The following is a 19,156-nucleotide window of genomic DNA, read 5'->3' on the forward strand; positions in this document are numbered from 1 at the left end:
AATTTCTAGATATAACATTAATTTTTTCACCTTTCGATCCCCCTAATCTTAACTATAAGTATAGATTAGTAGGGTTATTTAGTGTCGAAAAGTGTTCAATCTTGTTTGGCGATAACTGTCCATTCTAGTATAGCGTTTACAAGAGCGTTCAACATAAAAATTAACTCCCGTTGATGAAGCTGTGGCATAGCTAAAGTAGCTCTTTCCATGCATAAAATCGAAGCGGACTTTTTCAAGTGTAAAATCATCCATATATCTGTCTTCTAAGTAATGCGTCATTTCCTTTTTCATTTGTGAATGTTTCCACGGAAGACCATATTGAAAATAAATTACGAAAAGGAAAGCGATACCAAATATGATAACTCCAAAAATAAGACATATTCGGGTGAATGTTTTCATTGATATCCCCTTTTCTTTACTTTCATCATCTAAAGTTTTTATATAACAAAATCACCGGCTTGTTGAATTCCGAATATACATTTATCCTAACGCTATCACATAAAAATTACCACAAAGTTCCTTAAGAAATTGAAAAAATTGAAAAAAGCATCGCAAATGCGATGCTCATTACAATACTAATTTAATGGTGATTGGCTTGTTATTTCAACTTTGGGACCCGTGATCTAGAAGGATTACCACGTTGAAGGCAAGGTCCTTTTGCACTTATTTCGACTCTAAAATAATCGTAACTGGCCCATCGTTGATAAGTTGGACGTCCATCATTGCGCCAAAGATACCTGTTTGGACGACTAAGCCTTCATCTTGGAGTTTCTGATTTAACAATTCCCATAGGGGTTCGGCTTGTTCAGGTCTTGCCGCTTCAATAAAGCTTGGGCGTCTCCCTTTTTTCGTATCCCCATACAATGTGAATTGTGAAACCGATAATATATCTCCGCCTGCTTCAAGGATAGATCTGTTCATCTTCCCTTCTTCATCTTCCCATAAACGAAGATTCGCAATTTTCTTTGCGATGTATGTTGCGTCTTCTTCCGTATCCGAGTGCGTAATACCAACGAGTAATACATACCCTTTTTCAATAGATCCTGTTAATTCATTGTCAACCCGAACCGAAGCAGGACCCGATCTTTGCAAAACAATTTTCATTTAAATCCCTCACATTATTAATTCATTACACGTTCTACAGAATAAATGTCTCGAACCTGCTTGATGCGGTCAACAATTCGATGCAAATGTGCGATGTTCGTAATTTTTATCGTCATCGATATTTTTGCAATGCTTTCTTTATCTGCTCTTCCACTTACAGCAACAATAGGTGTTTTCGTTTCCGCTACAACCATCATAATTTCATTCAAAAACCCTTGCCTATCAAACCCAGTGATTTCAATATCAACTTGGAATTCTTTACGATTTTCATCTTGTCCAATTGCCCATTCGACGTCGATTATCCGATCGTTGTCTTCATTCTCCAATAGGATGTTGGGACAGTCTGTTCGATGAACCGATACGCCACGGCCTTTTGTGATAAAACCAACAATCTTATCCCCCGGAACCGGGTTGCAACATTTAGACAATCGAATTAACAGGTTTTCAATTCCTTTTACGATTACTCCAGATTCTGTCATTCTTCTAGGTGGAAGGGTTTGCATTTCTGACACAATTTTTTCCAACGTATCCTGTTGTTCGCGCTCTTTTCGAAGCCTTTCCGACAAACGGTTGACAATTTGTTGTGCAGTAATTCCATTGAAACCCACAGCTGCACACATGTCCTCCTCGGAAGTAAAATTATATTTCTCACAAACTCGTTTGATATTTTCTCGAGAAAGAACATCTTTAGGATCAAAGTTTTGCGCTTTTACTTCACGCTCAATCATTTCCCGACCTTTTACTACATTTTCTTCGCGAAGTTGTTTTTTGAAATAAGAGCGAATTTTATTTTTTGCTTGCGAAGTATTTGCGATTTTCAACCAATCTCGACTTGGGCCGAATGACTGTTTTGAAGTTAATATTTCAACGATATCCCCTGTATGTAATTCTCTATCAAGGGTCACCATCTTCCCATTCACTTTAGCACCAATTGTTCGATTTCCAACTTCAGAGTGCACACGGTAAGCAAAATCGATTGGAACAGACTTCGCAGGCAACTCCATTACATCACCTTGTGGCGTAAACACATAGACCATGTCCGAGAACAAATCGAACTTCAAAGACTCCATAAATTCTTCCGCATCAGAAGATTCATTTTGAAATTCTAATATTTCACGAAACCATGTTAATTTCGAGTCAATATTGCTCGTTTCAGCTGAAGCTGACTTTCCTTCTTTGTAAGCCCAATGTGCTGCGACACCAAATTCTGCAATGTTATGCATTTCTTCTGTTCGAATCTGCACTTCTAATGGATCTCCTGCTGGTCCTACTACTGTCGTATGAATCGATTGGTATAAATTCTGCTTAGGCATTGCGATATAATCTTTAAATCGACCTGGCATTGGCTTCCAAAGCGTATGGATGATTCCTAAAACTGCGTAACAATCTTTAATGCTCGATACGATAATACGGACTGCAAGAAGGTCATAGATTTCATTGAATTCTTTTTCTTGGACAACCATCTTACGGTAAATCGAATACAAATGCTTCGGACGACCGGACATTTCAGCTTCAATATCCATTTTTGCTAAATCTGATTTAATTTGCTCCATTACATCTTTTAAATAATTTTCTCGTTCAACACGCTTTTGCTTCATCATATTAACGATCCGGTAATATTGTTGCGGATTCAAGTAACGTAGCGCGATGTCTTCAAGTTCCCACTTAATCGCTGAAATCCCTAATCGGTGCGCAAGCGGTGCAAATATTTCTAGTGTTTCTGATGCGACACGGCGTTGTTTCTCTTCTGAAACGTGCTTCAAGGTGCGCATATTATGTAAACGGTCTGCAAGTTTAATAAGAATGACCCGAATGTCTTGTGCCATAGCAACGAACATTTTACGGTGATTTTCGGCTTGCTTTTCTTCTTTTGATTTATATTTTAATTTATCGAGTTTCGTGACACCATCCACGAGCATGGCAACTTCTTCCCCAAAGTCTCGAACAATATCATCTCTACCTATGTTTGTATCTTCTACGACGTCATGTAAAAAGCCTGCTGCAACTGTCGAAGGGTCCATCTGAAGTTCAGCTAAAATTCCGGCAACTTGAACTGGATGAAGGATATACGCTTCTCCGGAGCTTCTAAATTGTCCTTCATGAGCGGTTTTCGCAGCCTCATATGCTTTTTTGACGAACTCAACATGCTCTTCATTCATGTAGCTTGATACGAGCACAAATATGTCATCTTCCGTCATGCCACGATTTTTCGCCATTTTATTACCCCTTTCGACTTCCTTCGCAATTCAATCATATTCCTCTATTGTATGTATAAATGCATCCAATTGTAAAGTGGTATGCAAAGAAAAGCCCTCCGCTATTTATACGGAAGACTCATTCAATTCATCACGCCTAGCGTGTTTCTTATTGCTATTTAGTATTCAACTGCCATTAATTAGTAAGTGATTAAGGCCTGCGTCTCATAGCCTTTTAGCTTTTCTCTGCCATCCAAATAAGATAATTCGATAAGGAATGCGCAACCTGCAACAACTCCACCTAGTTTTTCAACCAGTTCAACTGTCGCTCCAACTGTTCCACCTGTCGCAAGCAAATCATCGACGATGAGCACACGTTGACCCGGCTTAATTGCATCTTCATGAATTGAAAGCGTATCTGTTCCATATTCAAGTTCATATTCAACGCTAATTGTTTTACGTGGTAATTTACCTGGCTTACGTACTGGTGCAAAACCAACCTCTAGCGCATAAGCAACCGGGCATCCAATAATGAATCCTCTTGCCTCAGGTCCGACAATAATATCCGTCCCAACTTTGTTTGCAAACTTAACAATTTCATCCGTAGCATATTTATATACTTTACCGTTATCCATAATTGTAGAGATATCTTTAAAGCTAATCCCTTCTTTCGGATAATCCGGTACAATTGTTACATAATCTTTTAAATTCATTCCTGTTCCTCCCTGTCGACAGTGTCGTTACGTAACGTATCGAACCATCTTTTCAATTCCATATATGGTGCATACAGCAGTTTTTCTTCAAGTTTCATTTTTCTCTCACGCTCTTTATAGGCAGGTGCTTCGGACAAATCCCTTTTTCCTGCAGTTTCAAGAACAGAAATCAAACCATTTTCTATCTTAACAAATTCAAGCTCAGAAAACACCTTTGTCATGAAATTAACTGAATCGGATTTCCACTTTTTATGTTTCGTTAATTTCTCACCGTCATTTACAAAGTTAAAGCTTCCTTGCTTTTTAAGAAAACTATAATACCATCCAAATTGTTCGCGAGCAGGCAAGCCGTCGAAATAAGTTGATTCAGATACATAAAAATGAGCATATATTCGATTTGGATCTACACTCTTGACCAATTTCTCCAGGCATGAAGGTTCATTCGGAATATCAAGAAGAACAAGAGTGTCCACATCATCTATCTCGTCTCTCCCATATTGGAAAATCGGTACATTTTTTAGTAACGTACTAAAATAAGATGCCGTGCTCTCTTGAAATGTTATAAAAGCTGTGCGTTCATTCGGTATTGTATGCAACCATCTTGATGGTTCACGAATTCCACGCAAGTCAAAAAGTTGCCACTCATCTGAACGAATATCTTCTAAAAGAAGTTGTGGTTTCTTATTGCCATTCCATTCGTTAACTTGGAGATCACCGGTTACGGAAACTTTTACTCCTGGTGTGAGCTGATCTGCCAACGGACCGTGACCAAATCCGATTGTATCTAATGAGTCTGATCCATTTCCTAACTCCAGTTTCAAGTGGTTTTTTGCTGCTCCGATTTGGCGGACGGATTTCATGGCCACATTTTCAAGTAAATAAACCGGCTTGGCAAATCCCATCCCGAATGGACGTAACAGCTCAAGTGATTCAAGAACTTTCACATCGATTTCTTCAATTGAGAGCGGTACATCGATTGCAAGTGTCGGAATTAATTGATTTGCAGTCAAAACTGTTTCGGCTTGAGTATTCAAATTCGTCCGCAACGCTTCAACATCCTCTACTCCTAAAGACATTCCCGCTGCCATAGGATGCCCTCCGAAGCGAGGTAGTATATGTGCATTTTTTGATAGTTCCTCATACATATTAAATCCATCAATACTTCTTGCAGAACCTTTTGCTTCGTTTTTTTCGGCATCAATCGAGAGGACGATAGACGGACGGTAATATTTATCTGTCAGGCGGGATGCAACGATTCCAACGACCCCCGAATTCCAACCTTCTTTAGCAACGACAAAAACAAGCGGGATTTGTTCTCCATACATTTCTGAAATAATCGACTCAGCTTCTTCTGTCATATTCGCTACAAGTGCTTGTCTTTCCTTGTTCAAATCGTCCAATTCTTTTGCAATCAACATGGCCGTTGGTGCATCATCCGTTTTTAAGAGTTCAACAGCAGGCGAAGCGTCACCTAAGCGCCCAGCGGCATTAATACGAGGCCCAATCATAAATCCTAAGGACTCTTCAGTAAGTGTTGCTTGCTCAACGCCTGCCACCCTGGAGAGCGCCTGAATTGCCGGCCTTCGACTTGTACGCATTCGTTTAATTCCTTCTTGAACAAAATACCGATTCTCATCACGTAATGGCACAAGATCTGCTACAGTTCCAATTGCAACGAGCTCCAACAAATCGAGTGGCGTATCACCGAGCAGTGCACTAGCTAATTTAAAGGCGACACCCACTCCTGCAAGCTCTCCATACGGATAAGCACCTTCTGGGTGTCTAGGATGGATAATTGCATCCGCTTCTGGCCACTGTTCCCCTGCTTCATGATGATCCGTAATAATAACCGTCATTCCTAGCGTTTTAGCAAAAGCTACTTCATCAAAACCTGAAACACCGTTATCAACTGTAATAATCAAAGATGCACCTTGTTCGTATATTTCTTGAAACAAATCCTTGTTCGGCCCATATCCATGTTCAAACCGATCGGGAATCACAAAAAATACATCCGCTTGAAGCCGTTCCAATGCGGTCATTAAAACAGAAATACTTGTTACTCCATCGGCGTCGTAATCCCCATATATAGCTATTTTTTTATTGTTCGCAATTGCTTGTCGGATTAACGTTACTGCTTTTTCCATATCATACAATAAGTAAGGATCATGGATTGCAGAAACATCCATATGTAAAAAGGTACTCGCTTCTCCTGGATCTGTAATCCCTCTTGATACGAGTATCTTCGCATGAACTGTAGGTATTTTTAGTTCATCAACTAATTGAGTCACAAGTTGCTCATCAGGTCTTTCAATTAACCACTTTTTCTTCGATTCAATCAAAACGTTCACTTCCTTTCATTCATTATAGCTGAAGCAAGGACCTACTGAAAGAAATGCACAAAAAAATACTGCTTCAGAGTGTAAGTCCGAAACAGTACCTTCTTTTAGGTAGTCAAATCTTCAACTCGGATTTCTTGAGGCATTCTTTCACCAGGAACTTTTTGAAATTCAGCTAGTTCATTTTGCTGGTTTGCTATAAGAATTTCCTTTTCATTAATTTCTCTTTGTAGTTCTTTAATGCGACGGCCTGTAACAACCGCTTTAAACATTGCGATAAATGTACTGATCGCAGCACCTAATAAGGCGGAACATAAGATAACAAGAACAAGTGGCCACTCCGCTTCCCCAAAAACATAATTAACGGGTACTGGATCCACATTTACAACAGCAAAAACAGCAATAACAATCGCAAATAATAATCCAACAACCAATTCCCATTGTAATTTCATAGTCAATTCCCCCTTTAAAATAATAAATAAAAACAGAGTATACGTTAAGTATACCCTGTTCATTAAACAACTGAAACTTACATTTACAAATCTTAGCAATTCATTAAACGACTGGTTCGTCGGATCCCCATTGCTTCTTTTCTTGTTTAACTTTAAGTGGACGATCTTCTTTAAGTTCACGTTTTTTCAATTCATACCAGATTTGCGCTGAGATGAAGATTGAAGAATACGTTCCTGCGATCAATCCAATTAGAAGTGCAATAGCGAACGGTTGAATTGAAGCAGCTCCCAAAATCATAAGTGCCACAACAACGAACACAACCGTAAGTACTGTATTCACTGATCTTCCTAATACTTGGCGAAGTGATTTATTCACAATATCCGCAAGTTCTGAAGCATCTTTCACTTCAACACGATCATTTAGGTTTTCACGGATTCGGTCAAATGTGACGATCGTATCGTTTATCGAATACCCAATTATCGTTAGAACAGCTGCGATAAATGTTATATCGACTTCTAATCGAAGTATACTGAATGCCGCAACCATAAAGAACGCATCATGGATTAGGCCAATAATTGAAGCAAGACCCATTCGCCATTCAAAACGGAATGCGACGTAAATGACAATTCCAATTGACGCAAAGATGAGGGCATAGAATGCATTCATCGCGAGTTCTTTTCCTACAGTATCCGAAACCGCGCTGACGTTTGGTTCCGCACCATATTCTTCAGCAATTGCAGATTTAAGGCTATTAATTTCCGCTTGCTTGAACTCTTCTTTAAAGCGTACAACACCGATATTTCCTGCGTCTCCAGAAATTACAATATCACTAGATGAAAGGCCGATTGTCTCGACAAACTCTGAAATTTCATCGGCAGATAAACGTTCGTCTGCTAGAATTTCTACACGTGTACCACCTGCAAAATCAATGCCTAGGTTCAGTTTAAAGATTCCAAGCACAATGATCCCTGTTGTAAGTAGGATTGCAGAAATTACATAGAAACGTTTCCGCACGCTAACAAAGTCAAAACGATCAAATTTCGTTGTCAGATCAAGCGTTTTAACTTCCTCTTCTGGTGCGTGGATACGACTTGCTGCGATTCCAAAAAGTCCAGGCTTGTTATCTAGAACACCACTACGCACTAACAGCCCGAGTAGTAAACGTGAGCCCCATACAGCAGTCAAGAAGCTAACCAATATACTGATGATTAACATTGTCGCAAAACCTTTAACAGAGCTTGTCCCGAAAATAAAGAGGACGACTGCTGCAAGCATTGTCGTAATGTTGGCATCAAGAATAGCAGTAAATGATGATTTTGCTCCTGACACGAAAGAAGTTTCTATCGATTTTCCTACTCTTAGTTCTTCTCGAATCCGTTCATACGTTAATATATTGGCGTCTACAGCCATACCGACACCTAACATAAGTGCAGCGATACCCGGTAGTGTCAGTACACCATTAATGAGCGTGAAGACGAGTAATATTAAGAAAATATAAACCGATAATGTAACTACCGCTACAAATCCTGGTAAACGATAGAATACAAGCATAAATAGGAACACTAAGGCAATACCAATGATTCCTGCGAAAATTGTTTTACTTAGTGCCTGCTCTCCGAACTGTGCCCCGACAGACGTAGAGTAAATCTCTTCAAGATGAACAGGTAATGCACCTGCATTCAAAATTCCAGCAAGTTCTCTTGTTTCGTCCGTTGTAAAACTTCCTGAGATTTCAACACTTGATGAGTTGATTGGATTTTTGACGTTTGGAGCTGAAACAAATTTTGGATCTGCTTTTTGAATCTCAGCAGCAAATGAATCAACACCTTCTTCAAAATCCAACCAAATAACTAACTGATTGTTTGGCTTCATTTGAGAAACTTCTGTCGTTACTTCCCCAAATTTTTTCGGATCTTTTAGTTCCAATGTAACGACCGGATCTCCAAATTCCCCGAAATTCGCTTTCGCTTTTCCTTCTCTTAAATCATTCCCATCAAGAAGGATGCGGTCATTCACATCTCTAAACGTTAAGTTTGCTTGAGTTGAAAGGATTTCACGTGCGGATTGTTGGTCTTTCACACCCGCAAGTTGCACACGTATTCGGTTCCCCGATTCTTCTTGGATACTTGGTTCAGCAACACCGAGTACGTCAATCCTTCTGGATAAAGCACTTCGTGTATCTTGAACCATGGTCTTCGTTATTTCTTCACCATCTTTTAACGATTCCACTTGGTAAAGAACTTCAAATCCACCTTGTAAATCCAAACCTAGTTTTACATCTTTCATTATTGGGTTTACTGTTGTTCCAATCGTCGCTCCGAAGATGACGAGCAGTAACAAGAACGCAATTATTCGTCCTCTAGTCTTCATTTTAAAATATCCCCCTCTTAATGTGGAGTGCTATGTTTACGAACTATGTATACACTCCAAAACACAACAAGTCTAATTATGAAAGACGATGATTCATGTGTCAAATAGACTTGTGTACTTCCTGTTAATCTTTCTTTTTTTGCGGTGCCAATAAAGCTTGCAATTCGTCACTATTAATATCTGAAAACCAGTCAGAAGCGCGCTGCTCTTCAATTTGCGTAAAGGTCATGAAAGCCGCAGGTAATAATTGCAGTATATCATTTGCAATCTCATAAGTCCGCATCGAATCGACGTTTTTTCGACGCCATTTCTTTTGGACACAATATGTCCATATATCTTCCTCGGTAACTGTTGTGTATCCGTATAGATGGAATTCGTTCTTCTTACTTTCAAGTGCAGGTAGCATATGACTGAATAGTTGATTGAATTGAATTTCCATCTGACCTCATTCCTTTCTTTTCTGTCGTATCGACGAACTCTTATGCATAGGTTTAGTGTATAACAAATGGACGGAATTGAGAAGGAGTTGTTCAATTTGGCTTCCTATATTCGCGGGACGGCTATTTTAATGGTAGCTGTTTTTTTATCTAAACTACTTGGATTCGTCTACCGAATTCAATTTATGAGAATTGCTGGTGAAGAGGCCGTCGGTATTTATATGACGGCATATCCTGCGTTTATCTTCTTCTTAACACTTGTTCAATTAGGCGTTCCCATCGCAATTGCTAAAGTGATTGCGGAACTGGAGGCAAAAGGGCAAACTACAAAAATTCCATCGGTCATGAAAAGCGCGACCTTCATAACAATCATAACTGCAGCGGTATTTATTCCCGCTTCGATTCTTTTTGTTCCTTTTTTAGCCGAAACACTGTTAGGGAATCCAGATTCAGCATCTGCGCTCTACACAGGGATTGCGATTGTTCCGATTGCAGCAATCGGTGGATTGGTTCGTGGCTACTTTCAAGGAATTGCGCGCATTGAGGAAACAGCTTGGTCTCAAATTATTGAACAATTTTTTCGGATAGTACTTATTACGTGGTTTTTGCCAATCATACTGTCCCATGATAACAACTCTATGAATGCTGCTTACGCAATGCTTGTAACGTTACTAGCTGAAATCACATCTGTTCTTTATCTTCTTTTTAAATATCGACAACAACAAAGGAAACAGCCAAAATCGACTGAAAAAGCTGGACGTTATCCGTTAGAACCAATTCTATCTGTCGCACTTCCCTCTTCTGGAAGTCGTTTATTTGGAACGTTTACATGGTTTCTTGAGCCCATTATTTTTTTGCGTGCACTTTCACTGGCAGGTGTTACAACCGTCGCAGCCACTTCGTTATATGGAATTATTTCAGGCGTACTCGTACCACTCTTACTCTTCCCTGCATTCATTCCCTATGCGCTTTCTGTCGTTCTCGTACCTGCCATTAGTGGAGCTGTGGCATCTTCAAATAAAAAGAAACTGCGGGACCGCATTCACTTAGCACTTCGCTTATCCGCTTTAACTGGTTCTTTTGCTGCCGCAGTCTTTTTTGTTCACGGACAGGTTTTAGCAGAGAAGTTGTTTCATATTACTGAGGGTGGTTCTTATATGACCATATTGGCCCCTGTTTTTTTCTTTTATTATATCCAGAGTCCGCTTTACTCCATTTTACAAGCAACGGGTGACGCTAAAGCAGGGATGATGAACTCAGTATATGGAGGGATCGCTAAGCTAGGTGTGATGTTCATCCTCGCTTCACAAGAAGGATTGCAAGAAACAGGCGCCGTGCTCGCCATCGGTTTCGGCGTGCTCATAACGTCCTTCCTTCATATAGCAACATTGCGTAAAAACAAATCAACTGCTACTGGATTCACTATGTTTGTGCTGCCATATGCTGCATTTATTTTGACCGCAATTGGAAGACCGATCTTCATTCCCATTGGCGGTAATGGACTTCTTTTAGAATGCGTCATTACATCACTTTTCCTTGCAGTCATTTTAGTTCTAATCGGACAAATAAAGATTAGTGACTTCCGCTTATTCAAGCGTTTATTGAAAAGTCAATGATAGTCCATTTTTAGCTGATAATTTAGTTCCTCGCTCTCGAATGAACAATAAAATACATGCGTATAATCACCGACTCCTTGCTTTTTCAGTTCTTCAATTAACCACTCGTCCGTCTTTCCAATAATAGAAATATGCCGGCTTTGAATAACCCCATCGGATATAAGGGCCAAAACAGGTTGCGTATCTCCAAATTTGAACACAGACAAATTTCCGGACGGCTCCAAAAACGCAAAAGAGACTTCATGTATGGAACCAATTTCCTTTTCACGCAGTTGTTGAAATAAATCGTCTAAATTGTATCGTTGTCTTCTCATTTCATCTTCGAGAATTTCACCATGACGAATGATAACGGACGGATCCCCATCTACAAGATCACGAAACTTCTTACTTTTTAAGGATATAAAGGACGACAGCAGTTGGATTAAAAGGAGAATAATGATGGGTACAATAGTAATTATTAAATTTTCATCCGGCGATTCAAGTGAAAAAGCAGCCACCTCTGCCATGATGATAAAAACAACAACGTCAATAATACTTAATTCTCCTACTTCTCTTTTTCCCATAATTCGTAAAACAACTAAGATGAGTATATATAAAAAAACAGTTCGGAAACTAATTATTAATAATTCATTCACGCTATCACCCTCCTACATATGAGGATGCCCAATCTTGTTTAAGCTATATACACAAAACACAAAAAGGCGGTAGCACTAGGTATTTACCTAGATAGCTACCGCCTTATGATTCAATCTGTTCTTTAGTTTGCTACTCGGCCAACTGCTTGACGATCGAACTGCATTGTTGTGCTATCTGAAACTTTCAAATAGACAGATGTATCATCAACAGCATCTATCGTACCGTGAATTCCGCCAATTGTAATGACCGCGTCTCCACGTTTCAATCCACTTTGCATTGTTTTCGTTGCTTTCTGTCTCTTTTGCGCTGGTCTGATGAGTAAAAACCACATCACCGCGAACATAGCCACGAATGGTAATAGTTGCATTAAATCCATTATTTATTATCCCCCTTTCAATCACAATCCATTATACAAGATTCAGAAGTTTTTTGCATTCGGTTTATTAAATCCGTAGTTTTCAAAAAATTCTTCTCTAAAATCTCCGAGGCAATCATTTTGAATTGCATCTCTTACATTCTGCATTAAATTGAGTAGAAAATGCAAGTTATGATACGAAGTTAATCGAATTCCGAATGTTTCATCTGCGCGAATTAGGTGACGAATGTATGCACGGCTGTAATTTTTACACACATGACACGAACATTTATCATCAAGTGGACCAAAATCACGTTCAAATTGAGCATTTTTAATGTTCAATCGACCCGAGCTCGTCATTAGCGTACCATTGCGCGCAATGCGAGTGGGCAATACACAGTCAAACATGTCAATTCCGCGAATTGCACCATCGATTAACGAACCAGGTGAACCTACACCCATCAAATAGCGGGGTTTGTCCGCTGGCAATAACGGTGTTGTGAACTCAAGTACTTCGTTCATCACTCTTTTCGATTCGCCAACAGATAGGCCACCAATTGCATACCCAGGGAAATCCATTGAGACAAGGTCTTTTGCACTTTGTTTACGAAGCGCCTCAAATTCGCCGCCTTGAACAATTCCAAAAAGACCTTGATCATTCGCACGCCCATGCGCATTTAGACAACGTTCTGCCCATCTTGACGTCCGTTCAACACTTGCTTTCATATACTCAAATGTTGCAGGATATGGCGGACATTCATCAAAAGCCATCATAATATCGGCACCAAGTGCATTTTGGATTTCCGTCGCCTTTTCTGGACTTAAAAAGAGTTTACTTCCATTCAGGTGATGTCTAAAATGGACACCTTCTTCTTCAATAGTACGAAATTTACTTAATGAGAACACTTGAAACCCACCTGAATCAGTAAGAATCGGCTTGTCCCAATTCATAAATTTATGAAGGCCGCCCGCTTCTTTAACAATGTCATGTCCCGGACGTAACCATAAATGATACGTGTTGCTTAAAATAATACCTGAACCAATTTCTTTTAATTCTTCAGGAGACATTGTTTTTACCGTAGCTTGCGTCCCTACAGGCATAAACGTAGGCGTTTCAAACGAACCGTGCGGCGTATGGACAATTCCAAGACGTGCTCCGGTTTGTTTACAAGTTTTTATATGTTCATAGCGAATTGCTGGCATGTTAAAATTCCTTTCTTTCGGGTGGTTTAATAAACATCGCATCTCCAAAACTAAAGAAGCGGTAATTTTCCTCAACCGCTTGCTTGTATGCGCCAAGTACATAGTCTCGTGAAGCAAGTGCGGAGATGAGCATAATTAAAGTTGATTTTGGCAAATGAAAATTCGTTAGTAAGCCATCAAGAATTGCAAACTCGTATCCAGGGTATATGAAAATGGACGTCCACCCACTTGAAGACACAATTTTGCCATCATTTGCTTTCGCAATCGTTTCTAGCGTTCTCGCAGACGTCGTTCCAACTGCAATGACGTGACCACCGTTTTCTTTTGTTTGGTTAATCGCTCGAGCAGTACGTTCCGACACATTGTAATATTCGGAATGCATTTTGTGATCCGCAATCGTATCCACACTAACAGGCCGGAATGTTCCGAGTCCAACATGGAGCGTTATGAATTCAACGCCAATTCCTTTTGCACGAATTTTCTCTAGGAGTTCGTCCGTAAAATGAAGGCCTGCTGTCGGTGCTGCTGCCGAACCACGTTCTTTAGCAAATACAGTTTGGTAGCGCTCCTTATCGTCCAGCGATTCCGTAATATAAGGAGGTAGAGGCATATTCCCAAGTGCATCAAGGATTTCATAAAAGATACCTTCATAGACAAATTTGAATATCCGCCCACCTTGTTCAAGAACACCCGTACAAACGGCCACAAGACGACCATCTCCAAAAGTCACCTTGTCACCCATTTTAATTCGTTTTGCGGGTTTTACAAGCGTTTCCCACTCATCCCCGCCAACTTCTTTTAAGAGAAGCATTTCTATTGCCGCACCCGTTCCTTCCTTCACTCCCATAAGTCTTGCTGGAAGCACACGCGTATCGTTTAGAACGAGCATGTCGCCTTGTTGAAGTTCATCGAGTAAGGCTAAAAAGTTACGGTGCTCAACTTGACCTGTTTCTTTATCCAACACCATTAACCGACTTGCTGTTCTGTCTTCAAGTGGTGTTTGTGCAATTAAAGATTCAGGTAAATCAAAATCAAAATCATTAACATCCATTCGTAGTTCCATCCTTTATAAGTCAGTTACGTATTAGTTTCACTTGGCATTTCATAGCCGAAATGAGTGTAAGCTAGAGGTGTGACAATTCTTCCTCTAGGCGTTCGTTGGATAAATCCAATTTGGAGTAAATACGGTTCATACACATCTTCAATCGTCACCGATTCTTCACCAATGCTTGCAGCGATTGTGTCAATACCGACCGGACCACCGCGGAAACGTTCGATCATACCCGTAACCAATTTATGGTCAATGTGATCCAGACCATGCGAGTCCACCTGCAGCATTTCCAACGCTTCCTGAGCCGTCTTCAAGATGATTTTACCATTGGCTCGTACTTGGGCATAATCACGAACACGACGAAGAAGACGGTTAGCAATACGCGGGGTCCCACGTGAGCGCTTAGCTATCTCAATTGCTGCTGCCCGGTCAATTGTCACATCAAAAATATCCGCACTTCGGACAACGATTTCCGTCAGCGGTTCTTCTTCGTAAAACTCCAAACGAAGAGGAACACCAAAACGATCCCGAAGTGGCGCAGAGAGAGCACCTGCCCGAGTTGTCGCACCAATGAGTGTAAATGGAGGTAAATCCAATCGAATCGATCGTGCAGTAGGCCCTTTCCCAACAACAATATCTAGACAAAAGTCTTCCATTGCTGGATAAAGAACTTCTTCAATTGATCGGTTCAGTCTATGAATTTCATCTATAAATAAAACATCACCTGGCTCAAGCGAAGAAACTACCGCCGCTAAGTCACCAGGACGTTCAATTGCTGGTCCACTTGTCATTCGAATGTTGACGTTCATTTCATTAGCAATAACGGTCGCTAACGTCGTCTTCCCAAGACCTGGAGGGCCATATAGCAATACATGGTCAAGACTTTCACTACGTCCTCTTGCCGCCTCTATAAAAATATCAAGGTTGTTCTTCACTTTTTCTTGACCAATGTACTGGCTTAGAAACTGAGGTCTGAGCGACTGTTCAAATCGTTCATCAAAATTTGTGGTTTCTCCTGAAATGACGCGGTCCTCCATCTTTCACCCTCCAATTACTTTTTCAATAACCAGTCAACCACACAAATTGTGTGAGTGACTGCACCCTAAAGATCATTTTTTCAATAACAACTGCAATGCTTTTTTCATATAGCCTTCCGTGTCCAAGTCTTCTTCTTCCATCTTCGGTTTCACTTTCGACAGTTCACGATGTGAGTAACCTAGAGCTTCAAGTGCTAAGATCGCCTCATCTAAAGCTCCGTTTTCAGCCATTGTCAGAAGTGTATGTTCATCATCCGGCATATCGATTTCACTAAACAAATCATGCAACTTTCCTTTTAAATCAAGGATCATCTGGCGAGCCGTCTTTTTGCCGACTCCTGGAAATTGAACAAGGAATGTCTCATCTTCTCGTTCAATTGCGCCGACTACTTGCGATGGAATACCGCTCGCTAATATTGCAAGCGCACCTTTTGGGCCAATCCCAGAAACGGTTATTAGTTTCTTGAATAGCTCCCGTTGTTCCAATGTTTTAAAGCCAAGGAGCAACTGAATATCTTGACGTACATGTAAGTATGTAAATACTTGTTGGATCTCTTCTGTTTTATGAAATGAGTAAGGATTTGGAGTCATTATTTGCCATCCAACACCATTTTGTTCGAGCGAAATGTATTCAGGTGTCACCCTTGTCACTAACCCTTTTATGTAATCGTACACGAAACTTCCCCCTTACATATATGCTTTTTAGTATAGCATACGAACGCACTTTCTTGTACCTCGAGCATTCCTGCAAAGAAGCCCCGGTAACAAAAGAAAATGACCGCCTAATTAGCGGTCACTCCTCACTCGCATTATGATACACGTCTTGCACGTCGTCATCATCTTCAAGCATTTCAAGCATTTTTTCGAATTTCTCTTCGTTTTCGTCGGCGATAGCCGTATGCATTGATGGAACCATTTCAATCTCCGCTGAAATAAATTCAATTCCTTCAGCTTCTAGAGATTCCTTTACCGTTAAAAAGTCAGACGGAGTTGTAATAATTTCAAATCCATCATCAGTGGACTCTATATCCTCTGCGCCTGCCTCAAGTGCGGCCATCATGACCATATCTTCGTCGGTTTCTTCCGTACGTTCAATAAACATACGACCTTTACGATCAAACATATAGCCAACAGAACCCGTTTCACCGAGGTTCCCGCCATTCTTACTAAAAGCCAGTCGGACGTTCGGTGCTGTTCGATTTCGGTTTTCCGTTAAGCAAAACACTAAAACCGCAACTCCACCAGGGCCGTATCCTTCATAGATGACTTCATCGTAATTCTCTTCAGAACCTGCACCTGTCGTTTTGTCAATTGCACGTTTTATAATATCGTTTGGCACGTTGACGCTTTTTGCTTTTTCAACAGCAAGACGAAGTGCTGGATTCATATCTGGATCTGGTCCACCCGCTTTTGCTGCCACGAAAATTTCTTTAGACATTTTTTGAAATACTTTTCCGCGCTTAGCATCTTGAGCACCTTTACGGTTTTTTATATTATTCCACTTCGAATGTCCCGCCATCATGTAACCCCCTAATTTTTCATCCGCTCAACATTATACCATAATTCGGGCCAATGTGAGAGTGCGGATTCTGTAAAAGGGATCAAATTTTTTACTTGTTTATCTCTGCTTGATATAGGTAATGAAAAAAAGTGCAGCCATTCCCGAAGCAATTCATTTGGAAATAAAAGCAGTGATAAAGAAGAACTGTCCAGATTTTTTAAAGATGGCTGTTCATTCAATAAAAATTGGATGTCGTAATCAATTTGTGGAAGTACCCGGTGAATCCATAACGCAATTTCCGTTCCTGCAGGACCCGTACTTGCCAAATCAAAATCGATGAACCGGATCATGCCATCTTGATCCCGAAGGATGTTGTGATGTACCACATCCCCGTGAAGCAAAGTTCCATTCAGATTGTCTTTATATGTTTTTTTGACAATACTCAGAGCATTTGCGGCATAAAACAAAATCTCTTCAACTTGTTTTCTACCAATGTACGTTGCACAAGCATCTTTAATTTCGCGAAACCGAATGATTCGATCTTGCCATTTCTCAAGAAGGGGATAAGGATGCAAATATACCGAAGCGGACCAATCGACTTGTTGCATCGTATTATGAAGCTCATTCAATGCGGATAATGAGTCTGTTCGGTCTGCTCTCTTCTTAAAATTAACGGGTCTTACTTTATCAAGCCAAGGTTGAACGAACACTAAACTGTCCACGGAAGGCAGTACCGGTACAATATACGGAAAGGAAATCGATTCAAGTACATCATGAACATGCCTCACCTTGACTGCAACAGAGGAAGATTGATACTGTTTTACCGAAAAATGGGCATCTTCTTTCTCCAGCTTCCAGACGTTATCTTTAATCTTCTCTAATTTTCCTTCTGTCTCCATAGACTACTCAGTAGCTTCCTGGCCAGTTTTGTCCCTGCTGTGAATATGGCATCATATGGAAAGGCATTTGTTGAACGGGCTGGTGACAGGCGTTACAAAAATGCATCTGAACATGGCTCGGCAGTTGTGAGTGCGTCGGCATTGCTTGATAGCCTCCATATCCATTCGGTGGTGCCTGCATACATCTACACGGACTACATCCACACATATGACACATTCCCGCGTACGGTTGGACCTGTGGTTGTTGCATAGGATTCGTTGATTCCATCACTTTTGGAGATTCCTGATCAATCTGAGGTCGTGGCACCGTAAATAAAGGAGATTCATCAAAATCCATCTCAGGAGACTCAAGTATTTTCCAACCATATGGCACGGAACCTTTTTCTCGTTCAGGCATTGACACAGGTCCAGGACTTTCTTCCGCCCTCATTGGTGGACGTTGCATTGGTGCTTGAACTGGTGGCGGTGCGGCTGGCATTGGCACATGTTGCATTTGTCCAGGATGCATGAATGGATAGCAGTCTGCATCGTAAATAGGCATCCAGCCACACGGAACGGCAAAAATCGGATGAACGCAAGGTTGCATTGGCATCTGTTGTGGTGTCGGTGGCATTGGCTGAGCTTGTGGCACTGGTGGAGCTGGCCTTGGCTGAGCATGTGGAATAGGCGGAACTGGTATCGGTTGCGCCGGTGGAGTTGGCTGAGCTTGTGGTACTGGTCGAACGGGTATTGGTTGCGCCGGTGGAGTCGGCTTCGAAACAACTGGCGGTGGTGTTGAATGAACAGGCTTTGAAACGGGTGGTTTCGGTTTTTGTTCTCCTTTAGTCGGCGCAGTTGTTTTCACCGGTGGCTTTGCCTGCGGTTTCGCCTGCACCCCACCTTTACTTGGTTCTTTTCCTCCATGATGCATAGCCGGTAAAAAGATCTTCATGCCTGGCACGATATAATCCGGATTAGCAAGGTGCGCGTTTACTCTTTTCAACTCTTCAAAAGGGATCCCGTATTGCCTCGAAATCTTCCACAATGTATCCCCTCTAACCACAATATGAACTTTCACTTAACTTTTTCCCCCTTCCATCATTTCATCGTATGAGCGGACACCCGCCCTTGTGACCCTATATGACAACGAGCCATTCCCTCTTACCATTTATATGTGGTCAACGCCCATTTATGAATAAAAAAGACGCGTATTATCTTTAGTTGGATGAAATAAGGATAAGGTTATTTTTTATTCGTTAGCTATGTTAAAT

Annotated in this window: 18 protein-coding genes; 1 reads left to right on the plus strand and 17 read right to left on the minus strand. The window is 40.8% G+C overall.

What is annotated here, in order from left to right:
* Positions 1 to 78 precede the first annotated feature (78 nt).
* The 8 genes from ACXYMX_RS05175 to ACXYMX_RS05210 form a co-directional block, all read right to left on the minus strand.
* Positions 79 to 399 carry a hypothetical protein gene (locus ACXYMX_RS05175; RefSeq protein WP_459043176.1) on the minus strand — a complete coding sequence of 107 codons (321 nt, stop codon included), beginning with the start codon at positions 397 to 399 and terminating at the stop codon, positions 79 to 81.
* A 264-nt stretch (positions 400 to 663) separates the two neighbouring features.
* Positions 664 to 1,104 (minus strand): D-aminoacyl-tRNA deacylase, encoded by a 441-nt coding sequence (dtd, locus tag ACXYMX_RS05180; protein WP_459043177.1) that lies wholly within the window; start codon positions 1,102 to 1,104, stop codon positions 664 to 666.
* A gap of 17 nt (positions 1,105 to 1,121) precedes the next feature.
* Complete coding sequence (locus ACXYMX_RS05185) at positions 1,122 to 3,320, minus strand: RelA/SpoT family protein (protein WP_459043178.1); 2,199 nt, start codon at positions 3,318 to 3,320, stop codon at positions 1,122 to 1,124.
* A 179-nt stretch (positions 3,321 to 3,499) separates the two neighbouring features.
* Entirely contained in the window at positions 3,500 to 4,012 is a 513-nt protein-coding gene (locus ACXYMX_RS05190; RefSeq protein WP_459043179.1) for an adenine phosphoribosyltransferase, read from the minus strand.
* Complete coding sequence (recJ, locus tag ACXYMX_RS05195; protein ID WP_459043180.1) at positions 4,009 to 6,351, minus strand: single-stranded-DNA-specific exonuclease RecJ; 2,343 nt, start codon at positions 6,349 to 6,351, stop codon at positions 4,009 to 4,011. Before recJ ends, ACXYMX_RS05190 begins: the two co-directional genes overlap by 4 nt.
* A gap of 104 nt (positions 6,352 to 6,455) precedes the next feature.
* A complete protein-coding gene (locus ACXYMX_RS05200; protein WP_459043181.1) occupies positions 6,456 to 6,800 on the minus strand; it encodes a LapA family protein in 345 nt (114 codons plus the stop codon).
* A 103-nt stretch (positions 6,801 to 6,903) separates the two neighbouring features.
* Positions 6,904 to 9,171 (minus strand): protein translocase subunit SecDF, encoded by a 2,268-nt coding sequence (gene secDF, locus ACXYMX_RS05205; RefSeq protein ID WP_459043182.1) that lies wholly within the window; start codon positions 9,169 to 9,171, stop codon positions 6,904 to 6,906.
* Positions 9,172 to 9,295: 124 nt separating this feature from the next.
* Complete coding sequence (locus ACXYMX_RS05210; RefSeq protein WP_459043183.1) at positions 9,296 to 9,610, minus strand: post-transcriptional regulator; 315 nt, start codon at positions 9,608 to 9,610, stop codon at positions 9,296 to 9,298.
* Positions 9,611 to 9,706: 96 nt separating this feature from the next.
* Between ACXYMX_RS05210 and ACXYMX_RS05215 the strand changes: the two genes are divergently transcribed.
* Positions 9,707 to 11,224 (plus strand): putative polysaccharide biosynthesis protein, encoded by a 1,518-nt coding sequence (locus ACXYMX_RS05215; RefSeq protein WP_459043184.1) that lies wholly within the window; start codon positions 9,707 to 9,709, stop codon positions 11,222 to 11,224.
* On the opposite strand, the gene ACXYMX_RS05220 is transcribed toward ACXYMX_RS05215, so the two are convergent.
* The 9 genes from ACXYMX_RS05220 to ACXYMX_RS05260 all read right to left on the minus strand — a co-directional run bounded on the left by ACXYMX_RS05220 (position 11,218) and on the right by ACXYMX_RS05260 (position 18,963).
* Positions 11,218 to 11,859 carry a DUF421 domain-containing protein gene (locus ACXYMX_RS05220; RefSeq protein WP_459043185.1) on the minus strand — a complete coding sequence of 214 codons (642 nt, stop codon included), beginning with the start codon at positions 11,857 to 11,859 and terminating at the stop codon, positions 11,218 to 11,220. The genes ACXYMX_RS05215 and ACXYMX_RS05220 overlap by 7 nt on opposite strands.
* A gap of 122 nt (positions 11,860 to 11,981) precedes the next feature.
* Complete coding sequence (gene yajC, locus ACXYMX_RS05225) at positions 11,982 to 12,236, minus strand: preprotein translocase subunit YajC (protein WP_459043186.1); 255 nt, start codon at positions 12,234 to 12,236, stop codon at positions 11,982 to 11,984.
* A gap of 42 nt (positions 12,237 to 12,278) precedes the next feature.
* A complete protein-coding gene (gene tgt, locus ACXYMX_RS05230) occupies positions 12,279 to 13,418 on the minus strand; it encodes a tRNA guanosine(34) transglycosylase Tgt (RefSeq protein WP_459043187.1) in 1,140 nt (379 codons plus the stop codon).
* A gap of 1 nt (position 13,419) precedes the next feature.
* Complete coding sequence (gene queA, locus ACXYMX_RS05235) at positions 13,420 to 14,469, minus strand: tRNA preQ1(34) S-adenosylmethionine ribosyltransferase-isomerase QueA (protein ID WP_459043188.1); 1,050 nt, start codon at positions 14,467 to 14,469, stop codon at positions 13,420 to 13,422.
* 26 nt (positions 14,470 to 14,495) lie between these two features.
* On the minus strand, positions 14,496 to 15,506 hold the full coding sequence (gene ruvB, locus ACXYMX_RS05240) for a Holliday junction branch migration DNA helicase RuvB (RefSeq protein ID WP_459043189.1): 1,011 nt from the start codon (positions 15,504 to 15,506) through the stop codon (positions 14,496 to 14,498).
* A 72-nt stretch (positions 15,507 to 15,578) separates the two neighbouring features.
* Entirely contained in the window at positions 15,579 to 16,181 is a 603-nt protein-coding gene (gene ruvA / locus ACXYMX_RS05245) for a Holliday junction branch migration protein RuvA (RefSeq protein WP_459043190.1), read from the minus strand.
* A gap of 118 nt (positions 16,182 to 16,299) precedes the next feature.
* Positions 16,300 to 17,025, minus strand: a complete 726-nt coding sequence (locus tag ACXYMX_RS05250; RefSeq protein ID WP_459043191.1) for a YebC/PmpR family DNA-binding transcriptional regulator — start codon at positions 17,023 to 17,025, stop codon at positions 16,300 to 16,302.
* Positions 17,026 to 17,036: 11 nt separating this feature from the next.
* Positions 17,037 to 17,906: a phosphotransferase gene (locus ACXYMX_RS05255; protein ID WP_459043192.1), complete on the minus strand. Its 870-nt coding sequence runs from the start codon at positions 17,904 to 17,906 to the stop codon at positions 17,037 to 17,039.
* A gap of 7 nt (positions 17,907 to 17,913) precedes the next feature.
* Positions 17,914 to 18,963, minus strand: a complete 1,050-nt coding sequence (locus tag ACXYMX_RS05260; RefSeq protein ID WP_459043193.1) for a LysM peptidoglycan-binding domain-containing protein — start codon at positions 18,961 to 18,963, stop codon at positions 17,914 to 17,916.
* Positions 18,964 to 19,156: the final 193 nt, after the last annotated feature.

Source organism: Sporosarcina sp. CAU 1771 (genome assembly GCF_054482775.1).

Excerpts from the sequence above, each read along its gene's own strand:
- secDF (WP_459043182.1), bottom strand. The coding sequence starts at position 9,171 with ATGAAGACTAGAGGACGAATAATTGCGTTCTTGTTACTGCTCGTCATC.
- tgt (WP_459043187.1), bottom strand. The coding sequence starts at position 13,418 with ATGCCAGCAATTCGCTATGAACATATAAAAACTTGTAAACAAACCGGA.
- yajC (WP_459043186.1), bottom strand. The coding sequence starts at position 12,236 with ATGGATTTAATGCAACTATTACCATTCGTGGCTATGTTCGCGGTGATG.
- ACXYMX_RS05250 (WP_459043191.1), bottom strand. The coding sequence starts at position 17,025 with ATGGCGGGACATTCGAAGTGGAATAATATAAAAAACCGTAAAGGTGCT.
- ACXYMX_RS05175 (WP_459043176.1), bottom strand. The coding sequence starts at position 399 with ATGAAAACATTCACCCGAATATGTCTTATTTTTGGAGTTATCATATTT.
- ACXYMX_RS05185 (WP_459043178.1), bottom strand. The coding sequence starts at position 3,320 with ATGGCGAAAAATCGTGGCATGACGGAAGATGACATATTTGTGCTCGTA.
- ACXYMX_RS05210 (WP_459043183.1), bottom strand. The coding sequence starts at position 9,610 with ATGGAAATTCAATTCAATCAACTATTCAGTCATATGCTACCTGCACTT.
- queA (WP_459043188.1), bottom strand. The coding sequence starts at position 14,469 with ATGGATGTTAATGATTTTGATTTTGATTTACCTGAATCTTTAATTGCA.
- ACXYMX_RS05255 (WP_459043192.1), bottom strand. The coding sequence starts at position 17,906 with ATGGAGACAGAAGGAAAATTAGAGAAGATTAAAGATAACGTCTGGAAG.
- ACXYMX_RS05190 (WP_459043179.1), bottom strand. The coding sequence starts at position 4,012 with ATGAATTTAAAAGATTATGTAACAATTGTACCGGATTATCCGAAAGAA.
- ACXYMX_RS05200 (WP_459043181.1), bottom strand. The coding sequence starts at position 6,800 with ATGAAATTACAATGGGAATTGGTTGTTGGATTATTATTTGCGATTGTT.
- ruvB (WP_459043189.1), bottom strand. The coding sequence starts at position 15,506 with ATGGAGGACCGCGTCATTTCAGGAGAAACCACAAATTTTGATGAACGA.
- dtd (WP_459043177.1), bottom strand. The coding sequence starts at position 1,104 with ATGAAAATTGTTTTGCAAAGATCGGGTCCTGCTTCGGTTCGGGTTGAC.